This is a genomic window from Microbacterium sp. NPDC055312 (assembly GCF_053645675.1).
In genome coordinates this window covers 684,048-695,404 of sequence record NZ_JBSHMU010000001.1, presented here as the reverse complement: position 1 = coordinate 695,404, position 11,357 = coordinate 684,048, and the positions used below count along the sequence as shown (strand labels likewise).

12 protein-coding genes are annotated in these 11,357 nt (G+C 69.3%); 11 read left to right on the top strand and 1 reads right to left on the bottom strand.

Annotated features, from left to right (window positions below; translation table 11 throughout):
- Positions 1 to 105 precede the first annotated feature (105 nt).
- From hrcA to leuA, 10 genes are all read left to right on the top strand, one after another.
- Complete coding sequence (gene hrcA, locus ACWIDW_RS03385; protein ID WP_454122936.1) at positions 106 to 1,140, top strand: heat-inducible transcriptional repressor HrcA; 1,035 nt, start codon at positions 106 to 108, stop codon at positions 1,138 to 1,140.
- A 43-nt stretch (positions 1,141 to 1,183) separates the two neighbouring features.
- The gene (gene dnaJ, locus ACWIDW_RS03380; RefSeq protein ID WP_454122934.1) at positions 1,184 to 2,293 is read left to right on the top strand and encodes a molecular chaperone DnaJ; all 1,110 of its coding nucleotides are present in this window, start codon (positions 1,184 to 1,186) and stop codon (positions 2,291 to 2,293) included.
- A 32-nt stretch (positions 2,294 to 2,325) separates the two neighbouring features.
- Positions 2,326 to 3,054 carry a 16S rRNA (uracil(1498)-N(3))-methyltransferase gene (locus tag ACWIDW_RS03375; RefSeq protein WP_454122932.1) on the top strand — a complete coding sequence of 243 codons (729 nt, stop codon included), beginning with the start codon at positions 2,326 to 2,328 and terminating at the stop codon, positions 3,052 to 3,054.
- Positions 3,055 to 3,151: 97 nt separating this feature from the next.
- Positions 3,152 to 3,499, top strand: a complete 348-nt coding sequence (locus tag ACWIDW_RS03370) for an HIT domain-containing protein (protein WP_313357366.1) — start codon at positions 3,152 to 3,154, stop codon at positions 3,497 to 3,499.
- An 85-nt stretch (positions 3,500 to 3,584) separates the two neighbouring features.
- A complete protein-coding gene (locus ACWIDW_RS03365; protein WP_313357370.1) occupies positions 3,585 to 4,610 on the top strand; it encodes a PhoH family protein in 1,026 nt (341 codons plus the stop codon).
- Positions 4,607 to 5,065 (top strand): rRNA maturation RNase YbeY, encoded by a 459-nt coding sequence (gene ybeY, locus ACWIDW_RS03360; protein ID WP_313357364.1) that lies wholly within the window; start codon positions 4,607 to 4,609, stop codon positions 5,063 to 5,065. The genes ACWIDW_RS03365 and ybeY overlap by 4 nt, the downstream gene beginning before the upstream one ends.
- Positions 5,062 to 6,357 (top strand): hemolysin family protein, encoded by a 1,296-nt coding sequence (locus tag ACWIDW_RS03355; RefSeq protein WP_313357362.1) that lies wholly within the window; start codon positions 5,062 to 5,064, stop codon positions 6,355 to 6,357. Before ybeY ends, ACWIDW_RS03355 begins: the two co-directional genes overlap by 4 nt.
- On the top strand, positions 6,350 to 7,255 hold the full coding sequence (gene era, locus ACWIDW_RS03350; RefSeq protein ID WP_313357360.1) for a GTPase Era: 906 nt from the start codon (positions 6,350 to 6,352) through the stop codon (positions 7,253 to 7,255). The genes ACWIDW_RS03355 and era overlap by 8 nt, the downstream gene beginning before the upstream one ends.
- A 1-nt stretch (position 7,256) precedes the next feature.
- A complete protein-coding gene (locus tag ACWIDW_RS03345; protein WP_454122930.1) occupies positions 7,257 to 8,198 on the top strand; it encodes an NADP-dependent oxidoreductase in 942 nt (313 codons plus the stop codon).
- A 178-nt stretch (positions 8,199 to 8,376) separates the two neighbouring features.
- A complete protein-coding gene (gene leuA / locus ACWIDW_RS03340; RefSeq protein ID WP_454122928.1) occupies positions 8,377 to 10,131 on the top strand; it encodes a 2-isopropylmalate synthase in 1,755 nt (584 codons plus the stop codon).
- Between the two features lie 50 nt (positions 10,132 to 10,181).
- Here leuA and ACWIDW_RS03335 read toward each other — a convergent pair whose 3' ends face one another.
- Positions 10,182 to 10,562, bottom strand: a complete 381-nt coding sequence (locus tag ACWIDW_RS03335) for a VOC family protein (protein WP_454122926.1) — start codon at positions 10,560 to 10,562, stop codon at positions 10,182 to 10,184.
- A gap of 66 nt (positions 10,563 to 10,628) precedes the next feature.
- Here ACWIDW_RS03335 and ACWIDW_RS03330 point away from each other — a divergent pair, with 66 nt between their 5' ends.
- Positions 10,629 to 11,345 carry a TetR/AcrR family transcriptional regulator gene (locus ACWIDW_RS03330; RefSeq protein ID WP_454122924.1) on the top strand — a complete coding sequence of 239 codons (717 nt, stop codon included), beginning with the start codon at positions 10,629 to 10,631 and terminating at the stop codon, positions 11,343 to 11,345.
- The last annotated feature ends 12 nt before the right edge of the window (positions 11,346 to 11,357 follow it).

Genomic DNA, 11,357 nt, shown 5'->3' with positions numbered 1-11,357 from the left:
GCCTGAGACTCCTGGGTTCCTGAGCTTGTCGAAGGACGGACCGACCGCCGGGTGCGAACGGGTAGGATTGGCACTCGGAACGTTCGAGTGCCAGCGGGAGGGATGATGGTCACACAACGAGGCCTTGAGGTCCTCCGTGCGATCGTGCAGGACTACGTCGCGACCCACGAGCCGGTCGGCAGCAAGTCGATCGTCGAGCGGCACGCGTTCGGCGTCTCCGCCGCGACCATCCGCAACGACATGGCGCAGCTCGAGGACGAAGAGCTCATCACCGCGCCGCACACCTCGTCGGGCCGGGTGCCGACCGACAAGGGCTACCGGGTCTTCGTCAACCACCTCGCCCAGGTGCGCCCGCTCTCGGCGCCGCAGCGCACAGCCATCGAGTCGTTCCTCGCCGCACCCAGTGACCTCGACGATCTGATGGCCCGCACGGTGCGCGTGCTCACCCAGCTCACCGGGCAGGTCGCTCTCGCCCAGTACCCGTCGTTCGCGCGAGCGAGCATCACGCACGTCGAGCTCGTCGCTCTCGCGCCGAACCGCATGCTGGTCGTGCTGGTCACCGATGCCGGCGGCGTATCGCAGCGCATCTCGCCGCTGCCCATCGACATCGACGACGCCGACCTGGCCGTGCTGCGCGCCCAGCTCGCCGCGCTCATCACCGGCCGCGCGGTCGGCGAGGCGTCCGAGCGCATCGCCTCCGTCATCGACATGCAGACCGGATCCCGCCTGCAGCCGGCGCTGTCGGCGCTGGCGGCCGTGATCGCCGAGGAACTGGCCGAGTTCCGCCAGGAGCGGCTGGTGATGGCAGGGGCAGCCACCCTCGCGCGGCGCGAGCAGGACTTCCGCGGCAGCATCCATCCTCTGCTCGAGGCGATCGAAGAGCAGGTGACCCTGCTGCGGCTGATGAGCGAGATGGTGACCGACGAGCACGGCCTGGCCACGAGCATCGGCACGGAGAACGCCCCGTTCGGGCTCGGTGAGGCGTCGATCGTCGCCAGCAACTACGCCGCGCCCGGCGGCACGGCGCGCGTCGGCGTGATGGGGCCGACCCGCATGGACTATCCGAGCAACCTCGCCGCAGCGCGGGCCGTGGCCCGCTACCTGTCGCGCATGCTCGAAGAAGACGAGGCAGCCCGCTGATCGGGGCCGCCGCACACACGAACGCACACGAAGAAAGGTGACCGTGGCGGATCACTACGAGGTCCTCGGGGTGTCGAAAGACGCCTCTCAGGATGAGATCAAGAAGGCCTACCGCAAGCTCGCCAGGCAGCTGCACCCCGATGTGAACCCGGGGGAGGACGCCGCGGAGCGGTTCAAGCTCGTCACGCACGCCTACGACGTGCTCAGCGACGAGGACTCCCGGCGCCGCTACGACATGGGCGGCGACCAGAACGGCGGCTTCGGCGGCGGGTTCGGCGGTTTCGGCGACATCTTCGAGACGTTCTTCGGGGCCGCGGGCGGTGCCCGTGCCGCGCGTCCGCGGTCGCGTCGCGAACGGGGACAGGATGCCCTGGTGCGCATCAACCTCGAGCTCGGCGACGTCATCTTCGGCGTGCACAGGGACATCGAGGTCGACACCGCGGTGCTCTGCGAGACCTGTCACGGCAGCTGCTGCCAGCCGGGCACGTCTCCCGTCACCTGCGACGTCTGCGGGGGCAGCGGCCACGTGCAGCGGCAGGTGCGCAGCCTGCTCGGCAACGTCGTCACCACCCAGCCGTGCGGCAGCTGCGAAGGCTTCGGCACCGTCATCCCCAACCCGTGCGGGTCGTGCGCAGGCCAGGGGCGGGTGCGCTCGCGCCGCACGGTCGCCCTCGACATCCCCGCCGGTGTCGAGACCGGCCTGCGCCTGCAGCTGCCCGGTTCGGGCGAGGTCGGCCGGGCCGGCGGCCCGAACGGCGACCTGTACGTCGAGGTGGCCGTCGCACCGCATGCGGTGTTCAGCAGAGACGGCGACGACCTGCTCGCGACCCTCGAGGTGTCGATGACGGATGCCATCCTCGGCACCACCACGACCATCGACGGCCTCGACGGCGCGGTCGACCTCGAGCTGCGCGCCGGCGTGCAGTCCGGTGACGTCCTGACCATCGGCGGACGGGGCATCACCCCGCTGCGCGGATCGCAGCGCGGCGACCTGCGCGTGGGCGTGCAGGTGATCACGCCGACCAAGCTCGACGGGGCGCAGCGCAAGCTCATCGAGGACTTCGCGAAGAAGGCGAAGGCTCCGGCTCCCAAGCTCGCCCAGTTCCAGCAGGGATTGTTCTCGAAACTGCGCGACCGCTTCCGCAGCCACTGACCGACGCCCGCACCACTGCCGATCGGAGCCCCATGGCCCTGCACTTCGTCGTACCCGACTGCACCGACGTCGCCGTCGGCGAACTCGTCCGGCTCACCGGATCCGAGGCGAAGCACGCCTCGGTGGTGCGCCGCGTGCGCGTCGGCGAGACCGTGACCATCGGCGACGGGCGCGGTGTGTGGCTCGAGGGCGCGGCGGAAGACGTCACGGCGTCGCAGGTGAGCGTGCGGATCACCGGACGCCGCGTGCAGGACGGTCCCGAGACGCGCATCGTGCTCGCGCAGGCGCTCGCGAAGGGCGACCGCGACGAGATGGCCGTGCAGGCCGCATGCGAACTCGGCGTCGACGAGATCGTGCCCTGGCAGGCCGCGCGCAGCGTGTCGCGCTGGGAGGGTCCGAAGGCGGCGAAGGGCCGCGAGCGCTGGGCGACGATCGTCCGCGAGGCTGCCAAGCAGGCGCACCGGGCGTGGGTGCCCGAGGTGACTCCCGTGCAGTCGACCGCACAGCTGGCCGAGCGTGCGGCGGATGCCCGGCTGCTCGTGCTCGATCCGTGGACGCAGACGCCGATCACCGGCATCCGCCCCGACGGGCGCGACCTCGTGCTGGTGGTGGGGCCGGAGGGCGGCATCGCGCCCGACGAGATGGAGCGGCTCGAGGCCGCGGGCGCCGAGCGCGTTCGTCTGGGCGACACGGTGCTGCGCACCTCGACGGCTGGCCCCGCGGCGATCGCGGTGCTCTCGGCCAACCTCGGCCGCTGGTGACCCTTCGGCAGGCTCAGGGACCCAGGTGGGCGCAGGGCCCTTCGGCAGGCTCAGGGACCCAGGGTGACAGGCCCAGGGACCCGGATAAGCTGAGAGCATGAGCGAACCCTCGATCTTCACCCGCATCCTGAACGGGGAGATCCCCGGCGACATCCTCGCCGAGACCGACCGCGTGTTCGCGATCCGCGACATCAACCCCCAGGCGCCGCTGCACGCGCTCGTGGTCCCCAAGACCGAGCAGTACCGCGACGTCACCGAGCTCGCCGCCGGCGACCCGGGCCTGATGGCCGACATGGTGGCCGTCGCCAAGCAGATCGCCACCGAGCACGCCAACGGCGAGTACCGTCTGATCTTCAACAACGGCGCCAGCGCCGCCCAGTCGGTCTTCCACGTGCACGCGCACGTGCTCGGAAACATCGAGGAGGGCAAGCTCGTTGGCTTCTGACGACAGCGCACACGCCGAGAGCGCACCCCCGCGGTTCCCCGCGCAGCCCGAGCGCACCGAGCGCATCTTCGCGGACGGCATCGCCATGGTGCAGCTGCTCGGGCCGCAGGACCGGCTGCTGCGGATGCTCGAGAAGCAGCATCCGAGTGTGCAGGTGATGGTGCGGGGCAACGAGATCACGCTGGGCGGCTCGGCCGACGATGTCGCCGCGGCGAAGCGCCTCGTCGACGAGCTGATCGAGATGACCCGTTCGGGGCACGACCTCGCGCCGAGTGACGTCGAGCGCTCCGCGCGCATCCTGCGCCGCGACGAGGGGCCGCGGCCCAGCGAGGTGCTCGGCGAGGCGATCCTGTCGACCCGCGGCAGGGTCATCCGTCCGAAGACCCTCGGGCAGAAGGAGTACGTCGACGCGATCGAGCAGAACACCATCGTGTTCGGCATCGGACCGGCGGGCACCGGCAAGACCTATCTCGCGATGGCGAAGGCCGTGCAGGCGCTGCAGCGCAAAGAGGTGCAGCGCATCATCCTCACCCGCCCGGCGGTCGAGGCGGGGGAGAGGCTCGGGTTCCTGCCCGGGTCGCTGACCGACAAGATCGACCCCTATCTGCGACCGCTGTACGACGCGCTCAACGAGATGATGGACCCCGAGGTCGTGCCGCGGCTGATGGCGACCGGCACCATCGAGGTGGCGCCCCTGGCCTACATGCGAGGGCGCACGCTGAACGACTCGTTCGTCGTGCTCGACGAGGCGCAGAACACCACCCCCGAGCAGATGAAGATGTTCCTCACCCGCCTCGGGTTCGGCACGAAGATGGTCGTCACCGGCGACATCACCCAGATCGACCTGCCGCAGGGCGCATCGGGACTCCGCCTGGTCACGCGGGTGCTCGGCGACATCGACGACATCCACTTCTCACGGCTGACGAGCGACGATGTCGTGCGGCACTCGCTGGTCGGCCGCATCGTCGACGCGTACAGCGAGTACGACGAGCAGCGCACCGCCGCACGCGTCGAGCGCGAGCAGGCGCACCAGTTCGCGAATCGCGCCGAGCGCCGCGGCGGAGCGCCGCAGAGTCCCCGAGACCGCATGCCGAAGCGAGGCCTGAAATGATCGAGATCAACAACGAATCGGCGATCGCGGTCGATGAGACCGTGCTGCAGCGGCTCACCGACTTCAACCTCGCACAGCTGCACGTCAGCCCCGATGCCGAGGTCGCGATCGTGCTCGTCGACGAGGGCGCCATGGAGTCGCTGCACGTGCAGTGGATGGATGAGCCGGGTCCCACCGACGTGCTGAGCTTTCCGATGGACGAGCTGCGTCCCGGCAGCCCGGAGAACCCCACCGCTCCCGGCCTGCTGGGCGACATCGTGCTGTGTCCGCAGGTCGCGGAGGCCCAGGCGCAGACGGCCGGTCACTCGCTGATGGACGAGCTCATCCTGCTGACCACGCACGGCCTGCTGCACCTGCTCGGTTTCGACCACGCCGAACCCGACGAGGAGCGTGAGATGTTCGGGCTGCAGAAGTCGCTGATCGAGGGCTTCGCGCGCGTCGAACGCGGTCGATGACCCCAGCCATACTCCTCGCAGCCGCCGTGCTGCTGGTCGCCTTCGGCGGACTGATGGCCGCCGTCGACGCGGCCTTCTCGGTCAGCTCGAACACCGACCTCGAGAACATGTCGGGCGACGGCCGCAACGCGGCCGCGCTCGCGCGCATCGCCGCAGATCCTGCCCCGCACGTGAACGCCGTCGCCTTCATGCGCGTGCTCTCCGAGACCACGGCCGCGGTGTTCGTCACGGTCGCGCTCGATGCCCTGCTGCCGAGCATCTGGTGGGCGATGCTCGCGGCTGCCGTGCTGATGACCGGCATCACCTTCGTGCTCGTCGGGTCCAGTCCGCGCTCGTTCGGCCGGCTGCACGCGACGTCCATGCTGCGCACCTGGGCGCCGGTCGTGCGGGGCATGCGCATCCTGCTCGGGCCGCTCGCTCAGGCGCTGGTCGCGGCGGGTCAGCGGGTGACGCCCGGCACCGGACGCAGCAGCTTCGCCTCGGAGGAGCAGCTGCTGAGCATGGTCGACGAAGCCGCGTCGAACCTGCTCATCGAGGAGGACGACCGGGACCTGATCCACTCGGTGTTCGACTTCACCGACCAGTTCGTGCGCGCGGTGATGGTTCCGCGCACCGAGATGATGACCGTGGATGCCGAAGCGACCACCACCGAGGCGATGGAGCTCTTCCTGCGCACGGGAGTCTCGCGGATGCCGGTCGTGGACGATGACGCGGATGACGTCGTCGGCGTGCTGTATCTGAAGGATCTCGTGCAGTTCGCGTACCGCGACGAGAGTGCGTGGCGGGGGCGGCCGGTGCGGCCGATCGCGCGACCGGCGGTCTACGTGCCCGAATCGATGCGCGCCGAGACCCTGCTGCAGCAGATGAAACGCGACGCCGTGCATGTGTGCATGGTGATCGACGAGCACGGCGGCATCTCGGGGCTGGTCACGCTCGAGGATCTCATCGAAGAGCTGGTGGGCGAGATCGCCGACGAGTACGACCGCGGTCCCGCCGAGGTCGTGGAGCTGGCGGACGGACGGTACCGCGTCAACTCGCGCCTCGGCCTCGAGGACGTGGGCGACCTGTTCGGGATCGAGCTCGAAGATGAGGACGTCGACTCGATCGGCGGGCTGCTGGCGAAAGAGCTGGGCCGGATACCGCAGCCGGGAGACGCTGTGATCGTGCAGGGCCTCGTGCTCACCGGCGGCGCATCGCGCGGCCGCGGGCGCGGGATCGCGACGGTGTTCGTGGAGCGGGCGCCCGGCACGGTGGAGGATGATGATCGTGATGGAGGAGACCGGGATGACTGAGCCTGACGACCGGACCCGCAGCGGCTTCGTGACCTTCGTCGGTCGGCCGAACGTCGGCAAGTCGACGCTGACGAACGCGCTGGTGGGCGAGAAGATCGCGATCACGAGCGAGAAGCCGCAGACCACGAGGCGCGCGATCCGGGGCATCCTGAACCGCCCCGACGGACAGCTCGTGATCGTCGACACCCCCGGCATCCACAAGCCGCGCACGCTGCTCGGCGAGCGGCTCAACGATCTCGTCGAGCAGGTGCTCGGCGACGTCGACGTGATCGGCTTCTGCGTTCCCGCGACCGAGAAGGTCGGCCCTGGCGACCGGCGCATCGCGGCATCCCTCGACGGCTACCCCCGCGCGAAGAAGGTCGCGATCGTGACCAAGACCGACGCGGCGAACCGTGACGACATCGTCGAACGGCTCATGGAGGTCGACTCGCTGCGCGAGGACTGGGCGGCCGTCATCCCGCTCTCGGCGCTCACCCGCGAACAGCTCGATGTGCTGGCCGATGAGATGCTGCAGCTGATGCCCGCAGGTCCGCGCCTGTACGAGGACGGCATCGTCACCGACGAGTCGGATGAGGACCGTATCGCCGAGATCATCCGCGAAGCCGCGCTGGAGGGCGTTCGCGACGAGCTGCCGCACTCGATCGCGGTCGTCGTCGACGACGTCGAGCCGCGCGAGGACACCGACCTCACCGATGTGCACGCGTCGATCGTCGTCGAGCGCGACAGCCAGAAGGCGATCATCATCGGACGCAAAGGCGCCCGTCTGCGGGATGTCGGCGCGGCCGCCCGCCAGGGCATCGAGGAGCTGCTCGGCACGAGGGTGTTCCTGAAGCTGCACGTCAAGGTGGCCAAGGAGTGGCAGCGCGATCCCAAGCAGCTCGGCCGGCTCGGCTTCTGAGATGGCCGCGCACTGGGTCGCCCGCGAGTGGGGCTCGCCGGACGGATGGCGCCTCGAGGAGTACGACGTAGTGCCCCCGGATGCCGGTGAGGTGACGATCCGCGTGCATGCGGCCGGAGTGAACCCGGCCGACGCGAAGCACGTCGCAGCCCCCAGGAGCGGCGTCGAGCTGCCCATGCCGATCGGTTACGAGGTCTCGGGAGTCGTCACGGCGGTCGGTCCTCGCACCGAGATCGTCACCGGCCGCGTCGCCGTCGGCGACGAGGTGATCGCCTTCCGGGTGCGTGGGGGATACGCGACCGAGCTGACGGTTCCCGCGCAGAAGGTGCTGCGAAAGCCCGCCACGCTCACGCACGCGGAGGCCGCGAACCTGCTGCTCGCGGGAACGACCGCATCGGCCATGCTGCACGCCGTCGGTGCGACACGTGGCGAGACCGTGCTGGTGCACGCTGCCTCCGGTGCGGTCGGAGTGAGCCTTCTGCAGCAGGCCGCGATGCAGGGCATCCGGGTGATCGGCACGGCAGGCCGCGCCCGCTTCGACAAGGTGCGCCGATTCGGCGGTCTGCCCGTCGAGTACGGCGACGGGCTGCTCTCGCGCATCCGCGAGACGATGGCCGGTGCCGGCGTGACCGCGGTCGATGCCGCGCTCGACGCCGCCGGCACACCGGAGGCCGTCGAGACATCGCTCGCCCTCGTGGGTGACCGCCGACGCATCGTCACGATCGTCGCGCCGGCCGCGGCCGCCGAGCACGGCTTCCTCGCCAGCTCGGGCGCCGATCCCGAGACCGCGCGGTACCGTGACGGGGCGCGCACCCAGCTGGTCGAGGCCGCCGAGGCAGGCGACATCGTCGTGCCGGTCGCGCGCGAGTACCCGCTCGGTGGGGCGCCGCAGGCGCTCGCGTTCCTCGCCGAGGGGCATCCGGGGGGGGAAAGCTCGCGTTGATCCCCTGAATCGCCTCGCGGGTGAGCAGAGTGCCAAGCGGGGTGTTACGATCGATGCATGCCTCTGGGCGGTCTGCTTCTTCTTAGCTGCCGCGACGAGTCCTGACAATCGGGCCTCTCTCGTCGCGGCGCTTGTGTTGGCCTGAGCACGTTTTCTGACGAAGAGAAGCAGCCCCATCATGAAGAACAACCAGAAGCCCACCTCGATGCCGGTGCACAAGTACCGTCCGTTCCACGAGCAGATCCGCATCGATCTCGAAGACCGCACCTGGCCGTCGAGGCGCATCTCCGAGGCGCCGCGCTGGTGCGCGGTCGACCTCCGCGACGGCAACCAGGCCCTGATCGACCCCATGTCACCCGAGCGCAAGCGCGTGATGTTCGAGCTGCTCGTGAGCATGGGATACAAGGAGATCGAGGTCGGTTTCCCCTCTGCCAGCCAGACCGACTTCGACTTCGTGCGGCAGCTGATCGAAGAGGACCTCATCCCCGATGACGTCACGATCCAGGTGCTGACGCAGTGCCGTGAGCACCTGATCGAGCGCACCTACGAGGCCATCACCGGTGCCAAGCAGGCGATCGTGCATTTCTACAACTCCACCAGCGTGCTGCAGCGCGAGGTCGTCTTCCGCTCCGACCGCGAGGGCGTCAAGCAGATCGCGCTGGAGGGCGCGCGCCTGTGCCGGCAGTTCGAGAAGCGCATTCCCGACACGCAGGTGTACTACGAGTACTCGCCCGAGAGCTACACCGGCACGGAGCTGGAGTATGCGGTCGAGGTCTGCAACGCCGTGCTCGAGGTGCTCGAGCCGACGCCCGACCGCAAGGTGATCATCAATCTGCCGGCGACCGTCGAGATGGCCTCGCCCAACGTCTACGCGGACTCGATCGAGTGGATGAACCGCCACCTGGCGCACCGTGAGAACGTGATCCTGTCGCTGCATCCGCACAACGACCGCGGCACGGCGATCGCCGCCGCCGAACTCGGGTACCTGGCCGGCGCCGACCGCATCGAGGGATGCCTGTTCGGCAACGGCGAGCGCACCGGAAACGTCGACCTGGTCGCCCTCGGCATCAACCTGTTCACCCAGGGCATCGACCCGCAGATCGACTTCAGCGACATCGACCAGGTCAAGCGCACGGTCGAGTACTGCAACCAGCTGCCCGTTCCCGAGCGCAGTCCGTGGGCCGGTGACCTGGTGTTCACCGCGTTCAGCGGCTCGCACCAGGACGCGATCAAGAAGGGCTTCGAGGCGATGGCCGCGAAGGCCGCCGAGCAGAACGTGTCGATCGACGACAGCGAGTGGGGCGTGCCCTACCTGCCCGTCGACCCGAAGGATCTCGGCCGCTCGTACGAGGCCGTCATCCGCGTCAACTCGCAGTCGGGCAAGGGCGGCGTCGCCTACCTGCTGAAGACCGACCACGCCCTCGACCTGCCGCGCAAGCTGCAGATCGAGTTCTCGGGGGTCGTGCAGGCGAAGACGGATGCCGAGGGCGGCGAGGTCACCAGCGAGCAGATCTGGTCGATCTTCCACGACGAGTACCTGCCGGCCGACGACGACACCGCCAAGTGGGGTCGCTTCGAGCTGCTGGGAACCCAGACCCGCAGCGACATGTCGGGCGAGGTCTCGCTCGATGTCGTGCTGCGCGACGGCGAGACCCGCGAGCAGGCATCCGGCCGGGGCAACGGCCCCATCGCGGCGTTCATCGAGGTGCTGCGCGAGCGCGGTTTCGAGATCTCGCTGTACGACTACGTCGAGCACACCCTGTCGACGGGAGGCGACGCGCAGGCGGCCGCCTACGTCGAGCTGCAGGTCGACGACCAGCGGCTGTGGGGCGTCGGCATCGACGGGGACATCTCGACGGCATCGCTCAAGGCGATCGTGTCGTGCGTGAACCGGTCGATCCGTTCGCGGGTGGGCGCGCTGGTCGGCGCCTGACCGCCACCTGCGAGGGCTCAGCGCTCCTGAGCCCTCGCAGGATCAGCGGCTCATTCGACCCATTGCACCAGCTGCCAGACGAGGCCGTTGGGGTCGGCGAACTGGCAGTAGCGCTCGCCCCACGGTTCGGTCTCGGGCTCGGTGATGACGCGAGCGCCGGAGGCGGCGATGCGTGAGAAGGCCTCGTCGAGATCATCGCAGACGAAGGCGAGCAGCAGCCCCTGGCCTGCGGAGCCGGCGATCTCCTTCGGTTTGAAGGTGCCGAGTCCCGTCGCGAGGAAGATGAGGTTGCCGCCGAGCGACGGGTGCGCGAGCGAGACGAAGCCGTCTGCAGCCATCTCCTCCTGGTAGCCGAAGTGGGCGGTGGCGAAGGCAGCAGATGCCTGCACGTCGGGGACGTTCAGGGATACGGCCGTGCGAGTGATTGTCATGGGTTCCTCTCGAGGATTATTTCGTACAGTGTACAGAGAAACTCCGCGGCGTGGCAGGATATTCCCATGCCTGAACTGATCGACGTGCTCTGGCGCGATGAACTCCCCCCGGTTCCCGCCAGGAGGGGTCCCCGACCGCGTCTCTCGGCCGGCCAGCTCGTCGAGCAGGCCGTGGCGATCGCCGACGAAGGCGGTCTGGAGGCAGTGTCGATCCGCACGCTCGCGCAGCGTCTCGGCAGCACTCCCATGTCGCTGTACACCTACGTCGACAGCCGTGAAGACCTTCTGGTGCTGATGACGGATCACGTGCACTCGCAGAGGCGCGCCGATGAAGCAGTCGACCTCGAGATGCCGTGGCGGGAGCGGGTGCAGCGCATCGCGGAGCACAATCGGGCCCTGTTGATCGAGCATCCGTGGCTGCTCGACGTGCGCGACCCTCGGACTGTTCTCGGCCCCGGCGTCATCGCCAAGTACGATCGAGAGCTCGCGGCTTTCGACGACCTGCCGCTCACCGATCCCGAGCGCGACGCGGTCCTGTCCCACGTGCTCGACTTCGCCAGATCGGGCGCACGCCGGTTGCTCGATCAGCGAAGCGCCGGGCGTCTGGACTGGAGCCGCACCGGGGAGCGGCTGGCGCAGCACCTCGGCGACAGGTACCCCCTCGCGCAGCGGGTCGGAGCCGCGGCCGGTGCCGAACTCGGCGCCGCCTACGGCGCGGACGCGGCGTGGACATTCGGAGTGCAGCGACTGCTCGACGGTCTGGCACCCATCCTGGCAGGCTGAGTCCCGCCGACG